19 protein-coding genes and 1 tRNA gene are annotated in these 23675 nt (G+C 68.3%); 13 read left to right on the top strand and 7 right to left on the bottom strand.

Features of this window, described 5'->3' with window-relative positions; translation table 11 throughout:
• Nucleotides 1-17 precede the first annotated feature (17 nt).
• The 3 genes from NA3_RS03840 to acs form a co-directional block, all read right to left on the bottom strand.
• Nucleotides 18-509, bottom strand: coding sequence for a phage holin family protein (locus tag NA3_RS03840; protein WP_062962161.1), 492 nt, complete (start codon nt 507-509; stop codon nt 18-20).
• A 39-nt stretch (nt 510-548) separates the two neighbouring features.
• Nucleotides 549-1760 (bottom strand): Na+/H+ antiporter NhaA, encoded by a 1212-nt coding sequence (nhaA, locus tag NA3_RS03835; protein ID WP_062962211.1) that lies wholly within the window; start codon nt 1758-1760, stop codon nt 549-551.
• Nucleotides 1761-1970: 210 nt separating this feature from the next.
• Entirely contained in the window at nt 1971-3959 is a 1989-nt protein-coding gene (gene acs, locus NA3_RS03830) for an acetate--CoA ligase (protein WP_062962160.1), read from the bottom strand.
• A 167-nt stretch (nt 3960-4126) separates the two neighbouring features.
• Between acs and NA3_RS03825 the strand changes: the two genes are divergently transcribed.
• Nucleotides 4127-4870, top strand: coding sequence for a Fic family protein (locus NA3_RS03825; protein ID WP_062962210.1), 744 nt, complete (start codon nt 4127-4129; stop codon nt 4868-4870).
• A 510-nt stretch (nt 4871-5380) separates the two neighbouring features.
• Here the strand turns inward: NA3_RS03825 and NA3_RS03820 are convergent.
• Nucleotides 5381-6160, bottom strand: coding sequence for an HAD family hydrolase (locus tag NA3_RS03820; protein WP_062962209.1), 780 nt, complete (start codon nt 6158-6160; stop codon nt 5381-5383).
• Nucleotides 6161-6649: 489 nt separating this feature from the next.
• Here NA3_RS03820 and ssd point away from each other — a divergent pair, with 489 nt between their 5' ends.
• The 7 genes from ssd (at nt 6650) to NA3_RS03785 (ending at nt 11303) form a co-directional block, all read left to right on the top strand.
• The gene (gene ssd, locus NA3_RS03815) at nt 6650-7735 is read left to right on the top strand and encodes a septum site-determining protein Ssd (RefSeq protein WP_062962159.1); all 1086 of its coding nucleotides are present in this window, start codon (nt 6650-6652) and stop codon (nt 7733-7735) included.
• On the top strand, nt 7732-8919 hold the full coding sequence (locus NA3_RS03810; RefSeq protein ID WP_062962158.1) for a TadA family conjugal transfer-associated ATPase: 1188 nt from the start codon (nt 7732-7734) through the stop codon (nt 8917-8919). Before ssd ends, NA3_RS03810 begins: the two co-directional genes overlap by 4 nt.
• A gap of 131 nt (nt 8920-9050) precedes the next feature.
• Entirely contained in the window at nt 9051-9707 is a 657-nt protein-coding gene (locus NA3_RS03805; RefSeq protein WP_308189570.1) for a type II secretion system F family protein, read from the top strand.
• Complete coding sequence (locus tag NA3_RS03800; protein ID WP_062962156.1) at nt 9704-10300, top strand: type II secretion system F family protein; 597 nt, start codon at nt 9704-9706, stop codon at nt 10298-10300. The genes NA3_RS03805 and NA3_RS03800 overlap by 4 nt, the downstream gene beginning before the upstream one ends.
• A 57-nt stretch (nt 10301-10357) precedes the next feature.
• Nucleotides 10358-10570 (top strand): DUF4244 domain-containing protein, encoded by a 213-nt coding sequence (locus NA3_RS03795; RefSeq protein WP_062962155.1) that lies wholly within the window; start codon nt 10358-10360, stop codon nt 10568-10570.
• Entirely contained in the window at nt 10567-10914 is a 348-nt protein-coding gene (locus tag NA3_RS03790; protein WP_062962154.1) for a TadE family type IV pilus minor pilin, read from the top strand. Before NA3_RS03795 ends, NA3_RS03790 begins: the two co-directional genes overlap by 4 nt.
• A complete protein-coding gene (locus NA3_RS03785) occupies nt 10911-11303 on the top strand; it encodes an Rv3654c family TadE-like protein (RefSeq protein WP_062962153.1) in 393 nt (130 codons plus the stop codon). The genes NA3_RS03790 and NA3_RS03785 overlap by 4 nt, the downstream gene beginning before the upstream one ends.
• A gap of 350 nt (nt 11304-11653) precedes the next feature.
• On the opposite strand, the gene NA3_RS03780 is transcribed toward NA3_RS03785, so the two are convergent.
• Nucleotides 11654-14029 (bottom strand): DEAD/DEAH box helicase, encoded by a 2376-nt coding sequence (locus NA3_RS03780; protein ID WP_084491037.1) that lies wholly within the window; start codon nt 14027-14029, stop codon nt 11654-11656.
• 435 nt (nt 14030-14464) lie between these two features.
• On the opposite strand from NA3_RS03780, the gene NA3_RS03775 reads away from it, so the two are divergent.
• From NA3_RS03775 to NA3_RS03755, 5 genes are all read left to right on the top strand, one after another.
• On the top strand, nt 14465-14671 hold the full coding sequence (locus tag NA3_RS03775; RefSeq protein ID WP_011206895.1) for a cold-shock protein: 207 nt from the start codon (nt 14465-14467) through the stop codon (nt 14669-14671).
• Between the two features lie 439 nt (nt 14672-15110).
• Complete coding sequence (gene topA, locus NA3_RS03770; protein ID WP_062962207.1) at nt 15111-17963, top strand: type I DNA topoisomerase; 2853 nt, start codon at nt 15111-15113, stop codon at nt 17961-17963.
• 73 nt (nt 17964-18036) lie between these two features.
• Complete coding sequence (locus tag NA3_RS03765) at nt 18037-19248, top strand: DNA polymerase III subunit delta' (protein ID WP_062962152.1); 1212 nt, start codon at nt 18037-18039, stop codon at nt 19246-19248.
• A gap of 97 nt (nt 19249-19345) precedes the next feature.
• Complete coding sequence (locus NA3_RS03760; RefSeq protein ID WP_062962151.1) at nt 19346-19903, top strand: YdeI/OmpD-associated family protein; 558 nt, start codon at nt 19346-19348, stop codon at nt 19901-19903.
• 57 nt (nt 19904-19960) lie between these two features.
• A tRNA-Thr gene (locus NA3_RS03755) sits at nt 19961-20036 on the top strand.
• 262 nt (nt 20037-20298) lie between these two features.
• On the opposite strand, the gene NA3_RS03750 is transcribed toward NA3_RS03755, so the two are convergent.
• Nucleotides 20299-21678, bottom strand: coding sequence for an MFS transporter (locus NA3_RS03750; protein ID WP_062962150.1), 1380 nt, complete (start codon nt 21676-21678; stop codon nt 20299-20301).
• A gap of 4 nt (nt 21679-21682) precedes the next feature.
• Entirely contained in the window at nt 21683-23518 is a 1836-nt protein-coding gene (locus NA3_RS03745) for a glycoside hydrolase family 15 protein (protein ID WP_062962149.1), read from the bottom strand.
• Nucleotides 23519-23675: the final 157 nt, after the last annotated feature.

Here is a 23675-nt window from a genome sequence, read left to right as displayed (position 1 = left end):
AAAGCGTAATAGCCGGACTATGCCGTCGGCTTGTCGGCCGGGCCGTCGGCGTGCGATCCGAAGCCGTGCGGCAGCACCGCCGCGGTTTCCTTGAGCGATTCGATCGTCTTCTCCGGCGCCCGCAGTTTGCGGACCTTCCGGTAGCCGAGCAGCGCCAGCACGGCCACCACGACGATCATCAGCGCGAAGACGATCAGGAACGCCGCCCACCGGTACAGCCACACATCCAGCAGCTCGGCGAGGAAGAAGAAAAAGAAGAACGAGGAGAACAGCAGCACCGTCAGCGCGCCGATGAAGAAGACGCTGCCCTGCAGACCCTTCTTGATCTCGCCGGTCACCTCGGCCTTGGCCAGCTCCACCTCGGCGCGGACCAGGGTCGACATCTGCTCGGCGGCGTCGCGCACCAGATCCCCGACGCTGGCATTCGCGGTGGTATCGACCTCGGACAGCGGAATCGAGGTGATGGTCCGGTTTCGGCCCGCGTCGTTACCGCCGTTTGTGAAGCTCAATTGCTCGACCCTTCTCCATGTCCCGGTGCTGTCCGGCCTTCACTCGTATTCGGTGGCCGCACTCGCGTCTCGCCGCGCCTGATGCGCCCGCCCACGCCGCAACAGTAGCGCCGAACCGAGCAGAGAGGCCGCCAAGGACGTCATCAACACGGCGGCTTTCGCCAGTTCGGTCGTGGCCCGGTCGGGCAACGCGAGTTCTGCCACCAAGAGGCTAACGGTGAAACCGATCGCGCCCAGTACCGACAGGGCCGACATATCCCGATTGCCGAGACCCGCGGGCCGAGCGGCGATTCCGAACCGGATCGCCAGCCAGCTCGAGCCGAAGATGCCCACGGTCTTGCCGACCAGCAGTCCGGCGATGATCGCCAGTGACAGCCGGGAGGTGAACATCTCGCCGAAAACCTTGGTGGACAACGGAACTCCGGAGGCGAACAGGGCGAACAGCGGGACGCACACGCCCGCGGAGATCGGCTGGAACAGATGCTCGAGCCGGGCCGCCGGCGCCTCGTCCTCGTCCGGATCCGGACGTACCCGGGTCAGCAGCCCGCAGATCACCCCCGCCAGGGTGGGATGAATCCCCGCCTCGTGCAGGGCGTACCACGACAGCAGCGCCAGCGGCACGTACACCAGCGGGGTGCGAATACGCAGCCGCTGCGCCACGGCCCAGCCCGCGAAGCAGGCGGCCGCGCCGGCCAGCCAGCCGGCGGCCACCGTGGTGGTGAACAGCACCGCGATCAACACGATCGCCATCAGATCGTCGACGACGGCCAGGCTGAGCAGAAACACCCTCGCCCCGGCCGGAATTCGCGAGCCGGTCATGGCCAGCACCGCGAGCGCGAAGGCGATGTCGGTCGCCACCGGAATCGCCCAGCCGCGATCCATCCCCGGCACACCCCAGCCGATGGCGAAGGCGATCACCGCCGGGGTGATCACGCCGCCCACCGCGGCCACCACCGGCAGCGTGGCCCGTTTGCGATCGGCCAGCTCACCGACGACGAGTTCGCGTTTGAGCTCCAGCCCGGCGACGAAGAAGAACACCGCGAGCAGACCGTCCTCGGTCCAGTCGCCCAACGTGAGGTCCAGGTGCAGCGGCGGGATCGCGAGGGTGGTGTCCACCATTGCGAAATAGCTGTCGCGCCAAGGAGAATTGGCCCACAGCAGCGCCACGGCCGCCATGACGAGCAGCACTGCGCCGCCGACGGTTTCGGTGCGGAGATAACGTACGAGCTCGGAGCGCAGCGCGACGATCACGGAGGTCCTCTCGGGAGCGGACGGCGACTGCGGCGGGTACTCCCGCAACGGGCTCACCAACCACACGCCGACCAGACTTCCCGGCACTCCTCGGGGAAATTTTACCGGCCCGAGTGTGGCCATTTTCCGCCGCCTCCGACCTCCGTCGCCGCGAACGGTCGAGCCCACGCCCGGTGCGGCACCGGACGTGGGCTCGGAATGCGGGGTCGATCAGGCGTTGGAGGCGCGGATGGCTTCGAACACGTTGGGGTCGACGAGGGTGGAGGTGTCGCCGAGTTCGCGGCCTTCGGCGACGTCGCGCAGCAGGCGGCGCATGATCTTGCCGGAGCGGGTCTTGGGCAGTTCGGGCACGATGTGGATCTCGCGGGGGCGCGCGATCGGACTGATCTCGCGGGAGACCTCGGCCTTGAGTTCGTCGACGAGTTGCTGTCCGGAGTTGTTCGAGCCGCCGGTGAGGATGACGAAGGCGACGATGCCCTGTCCGGTGGTGGCGTCGCTGGCGCCGACGACCGCGGCTTCGGCGACGCTGTGGTGTCCGACGAGGGCGGATTCGACTTCGGCGGTGGAGATGCGGTGGCCGGAGACGTTCATGACGTCGTCGACGCGGCCGAGGACCCACAGCGCGCCGTCGGCGTCGATCTTGGCGCCGTCACCGGCGAAGTACCAGCCCTGGGCGGCGAAGCGTTCCCAGTAGGTGGCCTTGTAGCGTTCGTCGTCACCCCAGATGCCGCGCAGCATCGACGGCCACGGCTGATCCAGGACGAGGTATCCGACGACCGCGGAGCTTGCGGAGCGGTCCGAAGATTCGGCTTCGGTTCGATTGATTTCGACCGGATTGCCTTCCTCGTCGACGACTTTGGCGGAGATGCCGGGCAGTGGTGCCATGGCGGCGCCGGGTTTGGCGGCGGTGATGCCGGGCAGCGGGGAGATCATGATGGCGCCGGTTTCGGTCTGCCACCAGGTGTCGACGATGGGCGCGGTGCCGGCGCCGATGACTTCGCGGTACCAGCGCCACGCTTCGGGGTTGATCGGTTCGCCGACCGAGCCGAGCACGCGCAGCGAGGACAGGTCGTGGGCGTCGGGAATGTCGCGGCCCCACTTCATGAAGGTGCGGATCAGCGTGGGCGCGGTGTAATAGATTGTGACACCGTACTTTTCGATGATCTGCCAGTGCCGGTGCTCGTCGGGGAAGTTGGGGGTGCCCTCGTAGACGACCTGGGTGGCGCGGTTGGCCAGCGGGCCGTACACGATGTAGGAGTGCCCGGTGACCCAGCCGATGTCGGCGGTGCACCAGTACACGTCGGCGCCGGGTTTGTGGTCGAACACGTAGTGGTGGGTGTAGGCGACCTGGGTCAGATAGCCGCCCGAGGTGTGCAGGATGCCCTTGGGTTTCCCGGTGGTGCCGGAGGTGTAGAGGATGTAGAGCGGGTGCTCGGCATCGAAGGGCTGAGCCTCGTGCTCGGTGCTCGCCTGGGCGACGGTGTCGTGCCACCACAGGTCGCGGCCCTCGGTCCACGGGATCTCGATGTTGGTGCGTCGCACCACCAGTACGTGTTCGACGCTGTGTGGGACGTCGCCGTGGGCGTAGAGCGCCTCGTCGACGGCTTCCTTCAGCGGTGCGGCCTTGCCACGGCGCCACTGGCCGTCGGTGGTGATCACCAGGCGGGCCTCGGCGTCGTCGACGCGCTGGCGCAGGGCGCTGGGGGAGAACCCGGCGAAGACCACCGAATGGGTCAGGCCCAGCCGCGCGCAGGCCAGCATCGACACGATGGCCTCGGGGACCATCGGCATGTAGATCGCGACCCGGTCGCCGGCGACCAGGCCGAGTTCGGTGAAGTAGTTGGCGGCCTGGCTCACCTCGGCCTGCAGCTGGGCGTAGGTGATCGAGCGGGAATCACCGGGCTCGCCTTCCCAGTGGATGGCGACCTGGTCGCCGTAGCCGTCGGCGACGTGGCGGTCCACGCAGTTGTAGGCCACATTGAGCTTGCCGCCGGTGAACCAGCGCGCGAACGGGGCATCGTCCCAGTCCAGCACCCGATCCCACGGCTGATGCCAGTGCAGCCGCTGCGCCTGCTCGGCCCAGAACCCCTCGCGATCCGCCGCTGCCCGCTCGTAGATGGACGCATCGGCATTGGCTGCCGCGGCGAATTCGGCGGTAGGCGGGTACACGTCTCGGTGCTCAGCGGTGGTGTCGGTCATCTCGCCTCCATCGGGCCTGTCCATCGGATACGCGTCGGCCGCAGCGTGACCGCGGCCACGATGTGACCCTAACGGACTGTGACCTGCGCCGCGTACCGGTCCCGAACGGTGGGCCCGGGAAGCGGACCCCGGTCGGCCGTGGGGTGCGCTCGGCTAGCGTGTGGGTCGTGAGCGACGTGCTGCAGCCCCTGGTCGACCTGCCCGGTGTCCGCGATGCGGCCGACCGCGCCCGCGATGCGCTCGCCGAAGTCCACCGGCACAAGGCGAACCGGCGAGGCTGGCCGACGACGGCGGCCGAGGCGGCGGTCCGCGCGGCGCGCTCCTCGGCGGCGATCGACGGCGGGGCCACCGAACTGCCCGCCGACGGCCGGGTCGCCGATCCGATTCTCGCCGGGGCATTGCGGGTCGGACAGGCCCTGGACGGTGACGCCCTGCGGAATCTGGTCGGCGTGTGGCAGCGCGCGCCGCTGCAGGCGCTGGCTCGCCTGCATCTGCTCGCCGCCGCCGATCTGGTCGACGACGAAATCGAACTCGGCCGTCCGCGCCCCGAGCCGGGTATCGCCGAGCGACTCGATCTGCTGGCTCAGACCGTGCTGACCTCGAATGCGCCGGCCCCCGTGCTGGCCGCGGTGGTGCACGGCGAGTTGATGTCGTTGCGCCCCTTCGGCTCCGCCGACGGCGTCGTGGCGCGGGGGGCGTCACGGCTGGTGGCCGTCGCGAGCGGCCTGGATCCGCACAGCCTGGGTGTACCCGAGGTCTTCTGGTTGCGACGCCGCCAGGCCTACATCGACGCCGCGGCGGGCTTCGCCGAGGGTACGGCCGAGGGGGTGGGCGGCTGGGTGGTGTTCTGCTGTGGCGCGCTGGAAGACGGTGCCCGCGAGGCGCGATCGATCGCCGATGCGGCGGCATGAGCGCGGTGGGGTGAGCGCTGATCGCGGTGGGGTGAGCGCTGATCACAGCGATTGCGAAACGGGTCCGCACATCGAAGCGGGCGGCGTAGCCGTCGTCGGCCTCACCGCCCGCTAGCACGGACTACCCGGTTACCAAGCGTGCTTCTCGGGTTGTGTTCTGCGGCCTCGGCGATCATCCGAACCCCGCCGGTTCATCCCCGCAACCTGTGCGAGGCCATTGCCGACGTGAATTCGAATTTCGCAGGCCCACAACGCTTCTGCCCTTGTCGCGGCGCGCTCCGCGTGGGTGCCTGGCGTCCGTGCTGGGAAGTGCGGATGGGAGATCGAACCTTCTCTTCCGTTTCGATCTTGGCCTTCCGCCCCTCCGTGCGTCCATTGTTACTCTGTGAGACCCCTCACATCAAGGGTCGAAAGGACATTACTCATAATCGGCGTGTGGCCCCTCGAATCGTGGTTACATCGATGGGTTGCGCGTCGTTGACCAGCCGCGATGCGTCCGGAGCGCCATCCTCAGCGGCGTCGGCGCAGCAGCCGGTAACTGAGGGCTCCGGCCAGTACCGCGCTCACTCCGACCACCGCGGTGGCGGCCACCGTCGTGGTCGACGGCGCGGGAATGCGCGACCACAGTGACACCGGATTGGAGAAGGTCAGGATCGGCCACTCCCGGGCCACCGCCTCGCGTCGCAGGTTCCGGTCGGGGTTGACCGCGGTGGGATGTCCGACCGCCGAGAGCATCGGCAGATCGGTGATCGAATCGGAGTAGGCGTAGCAGCGCGAGAGGTCGTAGTGCTCGGTCGCGGCCAGCTTCTCGATCGCCTCGACCTTGCCCTCGCCGTAGCAGTAGAACTCGACTTCGCCTGTGTACTTACCGTTTTCGACCACCATGCGCGTGGCGGCGGTATGCGTCGCGCCCAGCGCGGCCGCGATCGGGGCGACGATCTCCTCGCCCGACGCCGAGACGATCACGACGTCGTGGCCGCGGATCTTGTGGTCGGCGATCAGGTCCGAGGCCTCCGCGTAGATCAGCGGATCGACCAGTTCGTGCAGCGTTTCGGCGACGATCGAGCGCACCTGCGAGACGTCCCAGCCGGCGGTCATCTTGGTCAGATGTTCGCGCATCCGCTCCATCTGGTCGTGGTCGGCGCCGGAGAGCAGGAACAGGAAGTGCGCGTAACTGGATTCCAGGACGGTGCGCCGATCGATCAGGCCCTGCGCGAAGAAAGGCCGGCTGAAGACGAACGCGCTCGACTTGGCGATGACCGTCTTGTCCAGATCGAAGAATGCGGCGATCCGGGGCGTGGACGGAACGTCCGTCGTCTCGTACGCGCGGTTCGCTGCTGCATCGTTGCGGTGGCGCGGGTGCCCGGTATCCCCGGCGGCCCGATCGTTCGTAGCTGTTTGGTCGCCCTCGGCCGTCACGGCTCCAGAATAGGGAGCTTCCCCTCCGATGCGGCGTTCAGCCCGGCCACACGCCCCCGTCCGCGCCCCTCGAGCCGCCCGCTCGGGGCCGAAACTTCGTGACGCGATGGACTTGCATTGCGGCCGGTTTCTGGGTGTAGTATTGCTGGCACCTGGACATGGTCCAGGCGCGTTCAGCCCGACCCCCCGGGGCTGAACCCCGACGGCCCCAGCCTCCTCCCCCCCCGGCTGGGGCCGTCCTCTATTTCCGGACTGTTCAGCTGTTACTCGGCGTGCAGTGTTTGTCCACAGCCCGCGAGTTGTCCACATTCGGTGCCGGGGCCCTGGTTCGCCCTGCCGATCCGGGTGAGGCTGGCTGACATGAATTCCGTTGCAGCAGTTCCTCCTCCGGCGCTGGTGCTGGTCGGTGACCACCGGTTGCGCGACGAGGTGCGTCGCATCGCGGCCGCCGCCGACCGCGGCCTGGATGAACGGTCGATGCCCGTGGGGAGGCATGCCTGGGCCGCCGCCGCGCTGGTGATCATCGATCTGGCGGCGGCGCGTACCTGCGCGTCCGCCGGATATCCGCGGCGCTCGGGCGTCGTGCTGGTCGGCAGCGGTGAACCGGATCTCGACCACTGGCAGGCCGCCGCGGCGGTCGGTGCGGAGCAGGTCATCGCCCTGCCGAACGCCACCGAAACACTGATCGAGGCCTTCGCCGCCTACGCCTGGCGCGATCCGGGGGACGGACTCGTCCTGGCAGTCGTCGGCGCAGGAGGTGGTGCCGGCGCCTCGGTCTTCGCCGCGACGCTGGCCCTGGCCGCCGCGGCCCGGCGGTTCCGGCCGCGGATTCTGCTGATCGACGGCGACCCGCTCGGCGGCGGCATCGATCTGCTGCTGGGTCTCGAGTCGGTGCCGGGCCTGCGCTGGCCCGACCTCTCCGTCGAGGACGGCCGGGTGGCCGCGCAAGCCCTGCACGACGCACTACCCACCGCCGCACCGGGACTCGGCGTTCTGGCCTGTAGCAGACCGGCGGGCTCCGGACCGGACGAGATCGGCACCGGCGCGGCCCGCGCCGTCGTCGAGGCGGGCCGCGGCGCCGGCGATCTGGTGGTGTGCGATATCTCCGGCAGTCGGGGTCCGCATATCGACCATCTCCTCGACGCCGCCGATCTCGTCGTCTTCGTCGTGCCGGCCCGGTTGCGTGCGGTGGCTGCCGCGGGGGCCGCCGTGGCGGACATCCGCCGCCGAAATCCGAACCAGGCCTTGGTCGTTCGAGGACCCGCGCCCGGCGGGCTGCGCGGTCGCGATATCGCGGAGGCGCTGGGGCTGCCGTTGCTGGCGGCCATGCGCGCCCAACCCGGACTCGCGGCCGATCTGGAACGCGGCGGCCTCGCGCTCAGGCGCGGGCCGCTCTCGGCCGGGGCGGAGTCGGTGCTGTCCGTGCTGCCGGAGGGCGCTCGATGAGCGGCGTGGTAAGTGCCGAACTCCTCGACCGGGTTCGGGAGCGGCTGGCCGCCGAGCCCGGTGAACACGATCCGGCACGCCTGGCCGCCGCCATCCGCGCCGAAGCCGGCCGGGTCCTCGGCGATACGGACCTGCTGCGCGCACTGCGCCTGCTGCAGACGGAGATGACGGGCGCCGGCGCGCTGGAGCCGCTGCTGCACGATGCCCGGGTCTCCGATGTGCTGGTGACCGCACCGGATGCGGTGTGGATCGATCGGGGGAGCGGTCTGGAACGCACCTCGATCCGCTTCCCGGACGAAGCGGCGGTGCGACGCTTGGCCCAGCGTCTGGCGCTCGCCGCGGGCCGCAGGCTCGACGATGCGCAACCGTGGGTGGACGGGCGATTGCCGGAATACGAGCGCGCGCCCGGCGAGAGCTTCGGTGTGCGGCTGCACGCGGTCCTCGCGCCCATCGCGCAGGGCGGAACGTGTATCTCGCTGCGGGTGCTGCGCCCGATCGGCCACAGTCTGCGCGGACTGACCGAGTCCGGAACGCTCACGCCGGAGTCGGAACTGCTGCTGGAGAGGATCATTCGCGCACGGCTGGCATTCCTGGTGGTCGGCGGCACCGGCGCCGGGAAGACCACGTTGTTGTCTGCTCTGCTGGCGCACGTCGACCCCGCCGAACGCATCGTGTGTGTCGAGGACGCCGCCGAACTGTCGCCGCCGCATCCGCATGTCGTCCGGTTGGTCGCGCGAATCGCCAATGTGGAGGGCGCGGGCGCCATCACGGTCCGGGACCTCGTCCGGCAGGCGCTGCGTATGCGTCCGGATCGGATCGTCATCGGAGAGGTGCGTGGGGCCGAGGTTGTGGACCTGCTCACCGCACTGAATACCGGACACGACGGGGGCGCCGGAACGGTACACGCGAACTCGTCACGTGAGGTGCCCGCTCGTCTGGAAGCCCTTGCGGCACTGGGCGGCATGGGACGGGCGGGGTTGCACAGTCAGCTCGCCGCGGCCGTCCAGGTCGTACTCGCGATGCGCCGCCGCCCCGACGGCGGACGAGTCCTGCAGGAGATCGGCTTGGTGACCCGCGAGGGGGAGGCCGGCGTGCGCATCGAGACGGCTTGGTCGGCGGATGCCGTTGTGGCGCCGGCGAATACCGCGTTGCATCGGATGCTGAACGAACGGTTGCGGCAATGACCGTGTGCCTGCTGTGCGGCGCGGCAGCGCTGCTGCTCCTGCCGACCAGGCCCCGGCGGCACCGGCTCCGCGCCGTGTGCGGACGACGGGACGAAACGCGAAATATCCCTGGGCGCTGGCTCTTTCGAGGGATGGTGGTTTCGGCGGTGGCCGCGGCGGTCGTCTTCGGCCCCGGGACCGCGGGTGCCGCCGCGGTGCTCGCCACCACGCTGACCGTGCGCTCGAGTAAACGCCGCGAGGAACGCCGCCACGACGACGAATGCCGGAAACTGCTGGAAGGGCTGGAAGTGGTGATCGGTGAACTGCGCACCGGTGCGCATCCCAGCGCTGCCGCCGCGGTCGCGGCCGCGGAGATCGGTGGAACGGTCGGCGCGGCCTTCGCGGTGAGTGCCGCCCGGGCCCGGCTCGGTGGTTCGGCCGCGGACGGATTGCGCGGTCGTTCCTGCGCCGTCACGACCGAACTGGATCGTGTCGCGGACGCGTGGGAGGTGGCCGAGCGGCACGGCCTGGCATTGGCCGAACTGCTGAGCGCGGCCCGCGACGACCTCGCCGGGCGAATACGGTTCAGCGAGCGCACGACCGCCGCACTGGCGGGTGCGCGTGCCAGCGCCGCGGTGCTGGCCGGACTCCCGCTGCTCGGCATCGCGCTCGGACAGCTGATGGGCGCGCACCCGCTGCAGGTGCTGATGAGCCGAGGGGTCGGAACCCTCGTGTTTCCGCTCGGTGCCGGACTCATCGGTGTGGGGTTGCTGTGGGCGGATGCCATCACGCGGCGGGTATCGGTATGAACGGGCTCTCGATGGCACTGCTCTGTTCCGGTGCCGCGCTGCTCGCCCTTCCGGGCCGGATCACACCGGTCGGCCGCCTTCGCGCGGCCCACGGCGCCGCTCCCGCCCCGCGGCAGGCCCTGCGCCCGGCCGCCGGTGACCCACTGGCCGTCGCCTCGGCTTTGGATCTGCTCGCCTCATGCCTGCGGGCGGGTCTGCCGACCGCGACGGCGGCCCGCGCGGTGTCCTCGACCGCCCCGCAGCCCTTCGCCGCGGCGCTGCGCCGGGCGGCGGATCTACTGGCGCTCGGCGCGGACCCGGTTACCGCCTGGGAACGCGCGGCCCGGGAAGCGCCTGTCGCGGAGATGTACGCGCTCGCTCGGCTGGTGCGCCGTTCGGCCCGGTCCGGTGCGGCACTGACCGCTGCGGTCTCCGAACTCGCGGAGAAGTGCCGCGCGGCGGTCGAGGATGCGGCCGCGGCGCGTGCGGAACGTGCGGGCGTGCTCATCAGCGGCCCGCTCGGGCTGTGCTTCCTGCCGGCCTTCGTCTGCCTCGGCATCGTCCCGGTGGTCGCCGGACTGGCCGGTCGTGTGCTGGGCGGTGGGTTGTGGTGACCACACGAGAGATTCGGCGCGGATCCGCCGCGCCGTCTGTAGAGAAAGGGGAGACCGATGCTGGCGGCGACGCAATCGGTTGTGCGAGAACTACGTTCGCGGCTGATCCAGGTAGCGGTGACCGACGACGGTATGAGTACCGCCGAATACGCGATCGGGACGATCGCGGCGGCGGCGTTCGGGGCGGTGCTGTACACCGTGGTCACCGGCGATTCCATCGTGAACGCGCTGACGAAGATCATCGACAGGGCACTGAACACCACCGTATGAGGTGCGCTCGTCCGGGCGAACGCGGCGCGGTCACGGTCGAGGCGGCCATCGCGCTGGCGGCGGTGGTAGTGGTCGTCGTGCTCTGCTTGGGGGCGTTGCTGGCGGCGTCGATGCAGATCCGCTGTATCGACGCCGCTCGCGAAGCGGCTCGTCTCGCGGCGCGGGGTGCGGAGGCGGAAGCTCTGCCGGCGGCACAGCGGGTGGCACCACCCGGCGCCGATATCGAGTTGCGAGCGGAGGGCGACCGGATCGTGGCCACCGTCCGGGCGCGGGCGCCGCTGCTCCCGATGCTGCGGTTGGGGGCCGAAGCGGTAGCGGTCCGCGAACCAGGCGAGCCGCAATGACCCCGGCCGCAGTGCCCGCCGCGCGCCGCGGCCGCGGATGCGACGGGGGCGCCACTGTCACGGCATGTCTGGCGCTCACCGCACTGCTGCTGGTGACGGTTGTGATCGTGCAGTTCGCGGCGGTGGTCTGTGCGCGCCACCGAGCGCAGAGTGCGGCCGATTCGGCGGCGTTGGCCGCGGCGGGCGCACTGGATTCCGGCGCCGAGGCGGCTTGTGACCAAGCGGATTCGGTGGTGCGGCGAATGCGGATGCGGGTACGGACGTGTTCGGTCCGGGATTGGGATGTGACGGTCACGGTCGACGGTTCGGTCACACTCGCTCTTTTGGGCAAGCGATCAGTTGTGGCGATCGCACGGGCCGGTCCGGTGAACGCGGTAAAACGATCATGAATACCGGGCGGTTGGTGTGAGAAAGAATGGGTGACCGGAGCCACACCGCAGTGGTAAGTGTTGCGGATTTTCCATTCGGTCGGCATTCAATTCCGTGGTTGCAATTGCGCAAGCATTCGACGCTGCGAGATTCCGATAAATGCGCACATGTGAATGCGCACATGGCCGTTATTCGCTAGGGCAATGCGCCGGTTAACATGATCGACTTCCTTTTTATTCCCTCCTGTCCCATCGGCTTCGACACCGGCATGCCGGCCCGCGGTCCGGGAGCGCCGACGTCTACCGCCGGTGTCCGCATCGTCACGAAACGGATTCGGGCAGGTCATGGGCTGAAATGTTGCCCGTGGGGGTCAGTTCGGCGCCTCGTCGGGCAGATCGGCGAGGACGGCCGTCAGCAGGGCGGCCGCGCCTTCCTTGTCCAACGGGGAATTCCCGTTGCCGCATTTGGGGGATTGGACGCAGGAAGGGCAGCCCTGCGGGCACGAACAGGAGGTGATGGCCGCCCGAGTCGCGGCCAACCAGGTCCGCAGGCGGGAGAATCCGCGCTCGGCGAAGCCGGCCCCGCCGCGATGACCGTCGTAGACGAAGACGGTGGGTAGCCCGGTATCGGGGTGTTCGGCGATGGAAACGCCGCCCACATCCCACCGGTCGCAGCTCGCGACCAGCGGCAACATCCCGATCGCCGCATGTTCGGCGGCGTGCAGTGCGCCGGGTACGCGGCGCGGCTCGATTCCCGCCGCGGCCAGCAGGCGCGGCGTGACGGTGTAGAGCACGGCCTGGGTCGGCAGTGTCTGCTCGGGCATATCGAGTTCGACGAGGTCGAGAACCTCTCCGCTGGGAAGCGTGCGCAGATAACCGATCACCTGCCGGGTCACCCGGACCCGGGCCAGGGCGACGGTGACGCGGCCGTACACCTGCTCGTGCGTGCGCTCGTCGATCGCGACCGAGGTGACCATCCGGGCGCTGGTGGTCCATCCGGGCTGCTCGGGGTGGACGAAGGCGACTCCGGCCTCCAGGTCCAGTTCGTCGACCACGTAGGTCTCACCCTGATGCAGGTGGACCGCCCCGGCGTGCAGTGTCGCGGGCGCCCGGCCGGAATCCGCGCTACCCAACAGCCGGCCGCTGGTCGTGTCAACGATCGCGATCTGCGAGCCGATTCCGCCGCGCACATCCACGTCGTCGTGGGGGTACGCGCTCGTGGTCGGGTACCAGCGAGCCGGGCCGCTGCCGTTCTCCCGGCGCTTGATCAGGCCCTGCGCGGCGAGGTCGGCGGCCACGTCCCGGACGCCGAGGTCGTCGATCTCGGCGTCGGTCAGGGGATGTTCGCAGGCCGCGCACAACAGATGCGGTCCGGCGACGTAGGGATTGTGCGGATCGGTGATGGTCGCCTCGACCGGCTTGTCGAGCAGGGCGTGCGGGTGGTGGACGAGGTAGGTGTCGAGCGGATCGTCGCGGGCGACCAGCAGTACCAGCGAGCCCTGGGTGCGACGTCCCGCGCGGCCGGCCTGCTGCCAGAACGAGGCGACGGTTCCCGGGAAACCGGCCATCACCACGGCATCCAGCCCGGCGATGTCGACGCCGAGTTCGAGTGCGGTCGTAGTGGCCGCGCCCAGCAACGACCCGTCCGCCAGGCCGTTCTCCAGTTCCCGCCGGTCCTCGGCCAGGTAGCCGGCCCGATAGGCCGCCACTCGCCCGGCCAGCGCCGGATCCACCTCGGCCAGCATGCGCTGCACGTCGATCGCGACGACCTCGGCGGCCCGCCGGGAGCGAACGAAGGTCAATGTCCGCGCACCCTCGACGACCAGGTCGGTCATGATCCGGGCGGCCTCCGTGGTGGCCGCCCGCCGCACCGGGGCGCCGTTCTCGCCACTCAGATCGCCGAGCAGCGGGGGCTCCCACAGGGCGACCGTTCGAGCGCCCTGCGGGGAGCCGTCCTCGGTCACCGCGGTCACCGGCGCACCGATCAGCCGTGCGGCCGCCGCGGCCGGATCGGCGCTGGTGGCCGAGCACAGGACGACGGTGGGATTCGCGCCGTAGTGTGCGGCCAGCCGCCGCAGCCGGCGCAACACCATCGCCACCTGGGACCCGAACACCCCGCGATACGCGTGGCATTCGTCGACCACCACATAGCGCAGCCGTCGCAACATCCGCGCCCAGCGCTGGTGGGCCCGCAGTATGCCGATATGCAGCATGTCGGGATTGGTGAACAACCACCGCGCATTCGCTCGCACCCACTGCCTGACCTCGGGCGGAGTGTCGCCGTCGTAGGTGGCCGGATGGATATCGCGCAGGCTGCCGGCATGAGTCAGCTGCGCGGCCGCGCGGAATTGATCGGCGCCGAGCGCTTTGGTCGGCGATATATACAGAGCGGTCGCTCGCGAATCCCGCTGCAGGTCGGTCAATACCGGCAGCTGATAACCCAAGGATTTGCCCGACGCGGTCCCGGTGCAGACGACCACGTGCGTGCCGGCGGCGGCCAGCTCGGCGGTTCGAATCTGATGCGTCCACGGTGCGTCGACACCCGATTCCCGCAGCGCGTCGACCACGTCCGGGCCAGCCCAGGAAGGCCAGCCGGTAGTGCGTGCCGGCCGGGCCGGGAGTTCGGTCACATGGGTGATACGACTCTCCGCATCGGGCACTCCGAAAAGGACACGATTCAGCAACGATGTCCCGTAGCCGATCGCCTCGGCGGGGGCGGCGTCGGATCCCGGGCCTTTCTGATTCATCGGACCGAGACCGTTCGACGCGAAGAAAGTGTGAACCGTGTGTGCCGTCCTCGTCCGAGCTGCCAATTCAGTACCGAGTAGCGACCTGCGTCACAGTCTGTTTGCCTAACGCTCGCTCGGTTATCGCTAAGCAAACCTACTTCAAGTTTGGATTTGGGCATTGTGCCCCTCACCTGCACATTCGCAAGATCATCTTTTTTGCAAATTGTCGGTAACTCGGCTGTCGAATTGCGCGCGGACATGGTTCACTAGTTCTCGGTCGCAAGCTTCTGTGTTCGAGGGAACGGATCAAAGGTCCAAACCATCAGCAGGATCGATGTTGCGAACGGTGTGCTTGAAGCTTCCTGCAGGGGGAACAGAGTACAGCGGTCGGAACGGACCCGGTGGACCAACCTAACTTGTCCGCCGTTCCGGTATGGAAAGAGAAGGAACAGAATGGCACAGGGAACTGTGAAGTGGTTCAACGCGGAGAAGGGGTTCGGCTTCATCGCGCCCGAGGACGGCTCCGCTGACGTCTTCGTCCACTACTCCGAGATTCAGGGTTCGGGCTTCCGTACCCTCGAGGAGAACCAGAAGGTCGAATTCGAGGTCGGCCAGGGCACCAAGGGCCCGCAGGCCACCGGAGTTCGCGCGCTCAGCTGAGCGAGTAACCCAACAAGGTCCGATCTCTCGTCCCTCACCGCGAGCACGCGGTGAGGGACAAGTCATATCCGGGGGAAGTAGACTCGATGGAAAACCGGGGCTTTTCGATGTGATCGAGTGCCCACAAGGGGGTTTTTCTGCAGTTCGCAGCCATTTCGGTTCGGACGGTACCAACGGGGAAGTGCCGCGCAGAACAGCCGAGACTCCTGGGTCGCGGGCCCGCAGTGCGGACTCCACGACAGCGGAACACGGTATAAACGTCTCTGGTGGGAGATGTTTGTCTCTCCCTCTTGCCCCATCCGCGCGCCGCGCGCCTGCGCCGCGCGGGTCGACAGGAAAGGTGTGTTCGCCGGTGGCAACACGAGACCGCGGTGCATCGCCGACTCCCGATGCGGCCTCCGCCGGGCCCGATGCGGCTGCATCCGGCCGGGGGCGTCCCCTGCGTCGTCTCGTCATCGTCGAGTCACCGACCAAGGCACGCAAGATCGCGCCCTATCTGGGCCGCGGTTATACGGTCGAGGCATCCGTCGGTCATATCCGGGATCTGCCGCGCGGTGCCGCAGATGTGCCGGCCAAATACAAAGGCCAGTCCTGGGCGCGGCTGGGTGTCGATGTCGACCACGATTTCGAGCCGATCTATGTCGTCAGTCCGGACAAGAAGGCCAAGGTCTCGGAACTGAAGACGCTGCTGCGCGATGCCGACGAACTGTATCTGGCCACCGACCCCGACCGTGAGGGCGAGGCCATCGCCTGGCACCTGCTCGAGACGCTGAAGCCGAAGATTCCGGTCCGGCGAATGGTGTTCCACGAAATCACCGAGCCGGCCATTCGTGCCGCCGCGGCCGACACTCGCGAACTCGACAACGACCTGGTCGACGCCCAGGAAACCCGGCGCATCCTCGATCGCCTCTACGGCTACGAGGTCAGCCCCGTGCTGTGGAAGAAGGTCATGCCGCGGCTGTCGGCAGGCCGTGTGCAGTCGGTGGCGACCCGGATCGTCGTGCAGCGCGAGCGCGAGCGCATCGCGTTCCGCTCCGCCGAGTACTGGGATATCGCGGCGAAATTCGACGCCGGTGGCGGCGAGAGCGACGAGGCCAACCCGCGGATCTTCGGGGCGCGGCTGGTCACGGTCGACGGATCGCGGGTCGCGGGCGGGCGGGATTTCGGATCCGACGGCCTGCTCAAGGCACGCAACGGTGTCACCGTGCTCGACGAAGCCGCGGCACGGCGGCTGGCGGCTGCCCTGGAGAATGCGGATTTCCAGGTCACCTCGGTCGAATCCAAGCCGTATACCCGGCGGCCCTACGCGCCCTTCATGACCTCGACGCTGCAGCAGGAGGCCGCGCGCAAGCTCCGGTTCGGGTCCGAGCGCACGATGCGGGTGGCGCAGCGGCTGTACGAGAACGGCTACATCACCTATATGCGTACCGACTCCACGACGCTGTCGGAGTCGGCGATCAGCGCGGCGCGGGCGCAGGCGACCCAGTTGTACGGACCGGAGTTCGTGCACCCGACGCCGCGGCAGTACACCCGCAAGGTCAAGAACGCGCAGGAGGCGCACGAGGCGATCCGGCCCGCGGGCGACACCTTCGCCACGCCGGGCCAGCTGCACGCCCGGCTGGACCAGGACGAATTCCGGCTCTACGAGCTGATCTGGCAGCGCACGGTCGCCTCCCAGATGGCCGATGCGCGCGGCACCACGCTGACGGTCCGGATCACCGGCCGTGCCGGTACCGGCGAGGAATGCGTGTTCTCCGCATCCGGTCGCACCATCACCTTCGCGGGCTTCCTCAAGGCCTATGTGGAAAGTGTGGACGAGGACGCGGGCGGTCAGTCCGACGACGCGGAATCACGCCTGCCGGCGCTGACCGAGGGCCAGAACGTCAGCGCCACCGAGCTGACGCCCGATGGGCACACCACCAATCCGCCCCCGCGCTACAACGAGGCCTCGCTGATCAAGGCGCTGGAGGAACTGGGCATCGGGCGCCCGTCGACCTACGCCTCGATCATCAAGACCATTCTGGACCGCGGCTACGTCTACAAACGCGGTAGCGCGCTGGTGCCGTCCTGGGTCGCGTTCGCGGTGGTCGGCCTGCTGGAGGAGTACTTCGGCCGCCTGGTCGACTTCGATTTCACCGCGGCCATGGAAGACGATCTCGACGCCATCGCCGGCGGTCGCGAGCAGCGCGGAAACTGGTTGACCAGCTTCTACTTCGGCGGTGACCACGGCGCCGAGGGGTCGGTGGCGCGTTCGGGCGGTCTGAAGCGGATGGTCGGTGAGCGGCTCGACGACATCGATGCCCGCGAGGTCAACTCGATCAAGATGTTCACCGACGACCAGGACCGCGACATCGTGGTCCGAGTCGGGCGCTTCGGTCCGTATCTGGAGCGCATGGTGCAGAACCCGGACGATCCGGATGGCGATCCGATCTCCCAGCGCGCCAATCTGCCCGACGATCTGCCGCCGGACGAGTTGACGCCCGAGGTGGCGGAGAAGCTGTTCGCCACTCCGCAGGAGGGGCGCTCGCTCGGTGTGGACCCTGAAACCGGACATCGGATCGTGGCCAAGGAGGGTCGCTTCGGGCCGTATGTCACCGAGATCCTGCCCGAGCCGGAGGCCGATCTCGACGGCAAGAAGGGCGCCAAGAAGGCCGCCGCACCCAAACCGCGGACCGGGTCGCTGCTCAAGTCGATGGACCTGTCGACCATCACCCTCGATGATGCGCTGAAGCTGCTGTCGCTGCCGCGGGTGGTCGGCAAGGATCCCGAATCCGGTGAGGAAATCACCGCGCAGAACGGCCGCTACGGCCCGTATCTGAAGAAGGGCACGGATTCTCGCTCGCTCGCCACCGAAGACCAGATCTTCACCGTGAGCCTGGAAGAGGCGTTGAAGATCTACGCCGAACCCAAGCGGCGCGGACGGCAGGCGGCGAGCGCGGCGCCACTGCGGGAGTTGGGCAACGACTCCGCCACCGGCAAGCCGATGGTCATCAAGGACGGGCGGTTCGGCCCGTATGTCACCGACGGCGAAACCAATGCCAGCCTGCGCAAGGGTGACGAGGTGGAGTCGATCACCGACGAGCGCGCCTCCGAACTGCTCGCCGATCGCCGCGCCAAGGGGCCGGTGAAGAAGGCGGCCAAGAAGACCGCGAAGAAGGCGCCGGCGAAGAAGACCGCGGCGAAGTCGACGGCGAAGAAGACCACCGCGACCGCCAAGAAGACAACCGCCAAGAAGACCGCGGCCAAGAAGGCGCCCGCGAAGAAGGCGGCGGCGAAGTCTCCGGCGGAGTAGTAGCGGTGGCTTCGTAGCGGGCAGCGTCTCGGTGCCGGTGGGGTTGTCGGTGCGGCCGATTAGTGTGTAGCGCGTGGCAGGTGTCTTCGATCGGCTCGTGGGCCAGGACTCGGTCGAGTCCGAGTTGACCGCTGCCGCCGTGGCGGCGCGTGCCGGAATCGCGTCCTCGGCGATGACGCACTCCTGGCTGTTCACGGGGCCGCCCGGATCCGGCAGATCCGTTGCGGCACTGTGCTTTGCGGCCGCGCTGCAATGTACGGCCGAGGGCACTCCCGGCTGCGGCCACTGCCATGCCTGCACCACCACCATGGCCGGCACCCACGGCGATGTCCGGCGGGTGATTCCGGAGGGCCTGAGCATCGGCACCAAGGAAATGCGCGAGATCGTGCAGGTCGCGGCGCGGCGTCCCAGCACCGGGCGGTGGCAGGTGGTGTTGATCGAGGATGCCGACCGATTGACCGAGGCCGCGGGCAACGTGCTGTTGAAGGTGGTCGAGGAACCGCCCGAGCGGACCGTGTTCCTGCTGTGCGCGCCGTCGGTGGACCCGGAGGACATCTCGGTCACTCTGCGATCCCGATGCCGGCATATTCATCTGGTGACGCCGTCGGTGGACGCCATCGCCCAGGTGCTGCGCGAGCGCGACGGGCTGGAGCCGGAACAGGCGGCGTGGGCGGCCTCGGTGAGCGGGGGACACGTCGGTCGCGCCCGCCGGCTCGCGACCGACGAGCAGGCCCGTGCCCGCCGGACCCGGGCATTGTCGCTGGTCTCGGCGGTCGCTCGCCCGGCCGCGGCCTACGCGGCGGGTGACGAGCTGGTCAAATCCGCCGAGGAGGAGGCCAAACAGGTCAGCGCGGAACGGGACGAGCGCGAACGTGACGAGCTGGCGACCGCGTTGGGCGCCGGTGGCACCGGCAAAGGCGCCGCCTCGGCGACCCGCGGTTCCGCCGGTGTGCTCAAGGACCTCGAGCGCCGCCAGAAATCCCGCGCCACCCGCACCAGCCGCGATGCCCTCGACCGGGCGCTGATCGACGTCGCGGGCCTGTACCGCGACGCGCTGGCACTGCGTTTCGGTACCTCCGCGGCACCTCCGTCTCCGGCGATCACCCTCACCCATCCCGACCTGTCCGATCAGATCCGCGATCTGGCCGACGAGGTGCGGCCCGAGGGGCTGCTGCGTTCCATCGAAGCCGTCCTCGCCTGCCGCGAGGCGCTCGACCTGAACGTCAAACCCCGCTTCGCCGTCGCCGCGATGGTCGCCGGGCTGATCGCGGCCCGCTCCGCCTGACCGGCCGTCGCGACCAACATGCGGCGATCTGACCGAGAAAGTGCTCAAAGGATGAGCACTTCAAGGGGAAGCATGGTGTTCGACGAAAGGACGAACCGTGCGAAAACACCCTGCTGTCAACCACTTTCCCGATGCAGCCGCCTGGGCCGACTGGCTGGACGGTCACCACACCGACGACGGCGGCGCCTGGCTGATGATCGCGCGCAAGGGGTCGTCGGCACCCCTGATCACCATCGACGAGGCGGCCGAGGTTGCCCTGTGTTACGGCTGGATCGACGGTCACCGGCGCGCTCACGACGACCGCTCCTACCTCCAGTGCTACTCGCGCCGGCGACCCGGGAGCGCCTGGTCCCAGGTGAACGTCGTGCGAGCCGAGGCCCTGATCGCCGCGGGCCGGATGCGCCCACCGGGCCTGGCCGCAGTCGAAGCCGCCCGCGCCGATGGTCGTTGGCACGCCGCCTACGCGCCCCAACGCTCGGCATCCGTCCCGTCGGAGCTGACCGAGGCCCTGGCCGTGCATACCGATGCGGCGACTCGCTTCGCCGCCTTGGACCGGACCGCCCGCTACCTGCTGCTCCTGCCCCTGCTCAAGGCTCGGACACCGGCCGCCAAGGCGCGCAGACTGGCCGAAATCATGGCCACACTGCGGCGATGACCTGCCGTTTTCGTATTCGGTCCCCGGAGACGATAGACTCGCACCGCCGAAAGGCACGCCGCCTTAGCTCAGTCGGTAGAGCGCTTCACTCGTAATGAAAAGGTCGGGGGTTCGATTCCCCCAGGCGGCTCCATACTTCCTGGTAGAGCAGGTTTCTGGCTCCCATGATTGAACCGCTGGCGTCCGGATTCACAACGAATTCCCAACTAATTCGGCTGACGTCGCAGGTCAGCGCCTTCCGCTGACAGCGCGGTCGAGCGCATCGGCGGCAGCCTGCTGGGCACATCCGCGAGCCGTGTAGCGCCGCTGGTCATGGCCTGATCGACGTGCCTCAGGACGTCTACAGCGACCCGTGCCGACATCACGTGGCCGGCCGTCTTTCCGTGACACCGCGCTTACGGTTCTGCGGCGCGTGTGTCGTGGGGTAGGGCGGCGGCTGCGAGGAGTCCGATGACGGCGGCTGCGGCGAGGGTGAGCATCGCGGTGGCGTAGGCGTGGCTGCTGAGTCCGGCGACGAGGATGGTGCCGGCGATGGCGGTGCCCAGTGAGGAGCCCAGGTTGGATACGCAGCGTGAGAGTCCGGAGATTTCGCCTTGGCGTTCCTCGCTGAAGGCGGATTGCACGATGTTGACCGAGGGAGTGAGCATCGAGCCGAGTCCGAGTCCGATCAGCAGTAGTCCGGGTGCGAACGCCCATGGGTTGAGGCTGCGTCCGGCCATCGCGATGAGTACCACGACGCCGACGGCGACTACGACGAATCCGGTCATGACGAGTGTGCGCTGGGCGAAGCGTCGTGCCAGCCGGGCCGCCGACAGCGACGATACGAGCAGTCCCGCGGTGGCGGCGGTGAAGATGATGCCGGTGCGGATGGGATCGTAGCCACGTACGACCTGGAGGTAGGCCGAGACGACGAAGGAGGTTCCCATCAGGATGAGCCATTGCAGTAGTTGAGTGACCAGCCCGAAATTGGATGCTCGGCTGTGGAAGAGGCTGGTCGATACCAGGGGGTCGCCGCCGGATCGTTCGGTCGCGCGCACGTGCAGGAAGAATCCGGCCAGCACCAGAATCGCGAGCACGATCAGTATCGCGCTCCATCGTAAGTCGTTGTCGGCGGCGAGGATTCCGAGTACGAGGAGGATGAGTCCGGCCGCGGACAGGACGGTGCCGGTGATGTCCAGGGTGCGGGTGGGGTCGGGCGGGAGTGGGTCGTGCAGGCGGCGCGTCGATACCAGGATGGCCGCCACGACCAGCGCTTGGAAGGCGAATGCCGCTCGCCAGCCGAGGGTGGAGGCGATCAGTCCGCCGAGTAGCGGCCCGGCGGCGGCGCCGATTCCGCCCATCGCCATCACCACTCCGAAGGCTCGTGCGCGGGTAGTGGTGTCGGTGAACAGCAGCGTGGTCAGGATGTAGACCGGCGGGATCAACAGCGCGGTGCCCACTCCCTCGAGCACGGAGTTGCCCAGCGCCAGCACGCCCAGTCCCGGGGCGAGGGCGCTCAGTATCGCGCCGATGCCGTAGACCGAAAGACCTACGGTGAAGCAGCGTTTGCGGCCGTAGCGGTCGGTGAGTTTGCCGCCCGGGATCATCAACGCCGCCATGATCAACAGGAACAGGGTGATCACCAGTTGCACGCCGGAGACGTCGGCGTTCAGGTCGTGGCTGATGTCGGTGATCATCACCGCCATGTTCGTGCCGGCGAAACTGCAGATGAACTGTGCGAGTGCCAGCGGTGCCAGCACGCCGCGGGGGCGGGCGGGAGCGCTTTGCTCGCTCATCGTCTCACGGCTTTCCGGTGCCGGATTCGAGTCGATCGAGTTCGTCGTCGAGTGCGATCGCGGCCGCGACGAGCGCAAGGTGGGTGAATGCCTGGGGGAAGTTGCCCAATTGCTCACCCGAGGGGCCGATTTCCTCGGCGAACAACCCGACGTGGTTGGCGTAGGTGAGCATCTTGTCGAATGCGTAGCGGGCATGGTGTACGCGTCCAGCCCGCGCCAGCGCCTCGACGTAGAGGAAGCTGCACAGGTTGAATGTGCCCTCGGAGCCGCGCAACCCGTCCGGCGAGGCGGCGGGATCGTATCGGTAGACCAGACTGTCGTCGACCAGCTCCTCGTCCATCGCGTCCAGTGTGCTCAGCCAGTCCGGATCGTGCGGGGACAGAAATCCCATGCGCGGCATCAGAAGTAGCGATGCGTCCAGGACGTGAGACCCGAAATGCTGGACGTAGGCGCGTCGCTCCTCATTCCAGCCGCGCTCGAGAATCTGGTTGAACACGGCGTCGCGCGCGCGAGTCCAGCGCTGGAGATCCGCTGGTCGCGCATGCTCGGTAGCGAGGCGGATGCCTCGGTCGAATGCGACCCAGGTCATCAGCCGGCTGTAGGTGAAGTCCTTTCTGCCGCCCCGGGTTTCCCATATGCCTTCGTCCGGGCGATCCCAGTGGTCGGTCAGCCAGTCCAGAAGTTCGGCGAAGACCCGCCAGCCGGATACGCTGCCGACATCGGAGGTCTGGCCCAGCGCGTCGGCGACCTCGCCGTAGATGTCGAGCTGCAGTTGGTCGGCGGCGGCGTTGCCGACGCGTACCGGCGATGATTTGCGGTATCCCTCCCAGTGCTCGAGGATCTGCTCGTCGAGGCGCGGATCACCGTCGATGCGGTACATGATCTGCAGTGGTTCACCGGACGGGGTGCTGCCGGGTAGTCGTTCCCGTAGCCAGCGGCGGAAGGCGTAGGCCTCGGCGGTGAATCCGAGATCGATCAGCGCCCGGACCGAGAGGGAGCCGTCACGCAACCATGTGTAGCGGTAGTCCCAGTTCCGTTCGCCACCGACTTGTTCGGGCAGCCCCATCGTGAGAGCGGCGATCGGCGCGCCGGTCGGTGCGTAGGTCAGTAGTTTGAGGGTGATCGCGGAACGGTTGACCATGTCGCGCCACCGTCCGCGGTAGGTCGAATTTCGCAGCCAGTCCTGCCACCAGGTGCGGCAGTGCGCGAATTCGGCGGCTACCTCGCTGCGTTGCGGAGATGCCGGAAATTCCCCACCCGCACCGGTGGCGGTCAGCACGAGGAACGCCGTCTGGTCCTCCTCGAGGGTGAAGCTGCCGGTCGCGTCCGTGTCCTCGACACGCAGCACTATCGGGTCGGATGCTTGCAGATGCAGTGTGGCCCCGCGGCTTTCGAACATGACCCATTCGGGATCGTGTGCCACGGTGCGGTGTTCGGCGCGGCCGTAGTCGAAGCGCGGCCGACAGGACACGGTGAAGGGCAGGCGGCCGCGTAGCACCCGCACGATCCGGATCAGCCGATGGCGATCCGTCGGTGTCTCGGTGTCGATCGGTGGCATGAAGTCGGCGACCTCGCCGACTCCCGCGGGGGCCATGAATCGCGTGACGAGCACGGCAGTGTCCGGCAAGTACAACTGGCGGACGGTGACTTCTGCCTCTGGCAAATCGGCGGCGACGCGGCAGTATCCGCCTCGCTGGTGGTCGAGCAGGGCGCCGAAGAGGCTCGGTGAATCGAATCGCGGTGTGCACCACCAATTCACCGTGCCGGCCGACGACACCAGTGCCGCGGTTTGCAGATCGCCGACAATTCCGTGTTCAGCGATCGGAGGATACGCATCCATCGGGCCCTCCCGGAGGTGGCGGAAACCATCTGACAACGATTCGGCCGGATCCTCGGGGCCGGTCGACCTGAGGCGTATTCGTTTCTCATTGTGCGCTGTTGACGGGCGCGCTCCGATGGTTATGGCGAAATTGCAGCAAACCATCGGAGGCGGGCTC

This window comes from Nocardia africana NBRC 100379 (assembly GCF_001612635.1).
Classification (GTDB): Bacteria; Actinomycetota; Actinomycetes; order Mycobacteriales; family Mycobacteriaceae; genus Nocardia; species Nocardia africana.
The sequence above is the reverse complement of the archived record's forward strand: the minus strand, read 5'-3'. Positions and strand labels throughout refer to the sequence as shown.

Excerpts from the sequence above, each read along its gene's own strand:
- acs (WP_062962160.1), bottom strand. The coding sequence starts at position 3,959 with ATGACCGACACCACCGCTGAGCACCGAGACGTGTACCCGCCTACCGCC.
- ssd (WP_062962159.1), top strand. The coding sequence starts at position 6,650 with ATGAATTCCGTTGCAGCAGTTCCTCCTCCGGCGCTGGTGCTGGTCGGT.
- NA3_RS03810 (WP_062962158.1), top strand. The coding sequence starts at position 7,732 with ATGAGCGGCGTGGTAAGTGCCGAACTCCTCGACCGGGTTCGGGAGCGG.
- NA3_RS03805 (WP_308189570.1), top strand. The coding sequence starts at position 9,051 with ATGGTGGTTTCGGCGGTGGCCGCGGCGGTCGTCTTCGGCCCCGGGACC.
- NA3_RS03800 (WP_062962156.1), top strand. The coding sequence starts at position 9,704 with ATGAACGGGCTCTCGATGGCACTGCTCTGTTCCGGTGCCGCGCTGCTC.
- NA3_RS03795 (WP_062962155.1), top strand. The coding sequence starts at position 10,358 with ATGCTGGCGGCGACGCAATCGGTTGTGCGAGAACTACGTTCGCGGCTG.
- NA3_RS03790 (WP_062962154.1), top strand. The coding sequence starts at position 10,567 with ATGAGGTGCGCTCGTCCGGGCGAACGCGGCGCGGTCACGGTCGAGGCG.
- NA3_RS03785 (WP_062962153.1), top strand. The coding sequence starts at position 10,911 with ATGACCCCGGCCGCAGTGCCCGCCGCGCGCCGCGGCCGCGGATGCGAC.
- NA3_RS03780 (WP_084491037.1), bottom strand. The coding sequence starts at position 14,029 with ATGAATCAGAAAGGCCCGGGATCCGACGCCGCCCCCGCCGAGGCGATC.
- NA3_RS03775 (WP_011206895.1), top strand. The coding sequence starts at position 14,465 with ATGGCACAGGGAACTGTGAAGTGGTTCAACGCGGAGAAGGGGTTCGGC.
- NA3_RS03750 (WP_062962150.1), bottom strand. The coding sequence starts at position 21,678 with ATGAGCGAGCAAAGCGCTCCCGCCCGCCCCCGCGGCGTGCTGGCACCG.
- NA3_RS03745 (WP_062962149.1), bottom strand. The coding sequence starts at position 23,518 with ATGGATGCGTATCCTCCGATCGCTGAACACGGAATTGTCGGCGATCTG.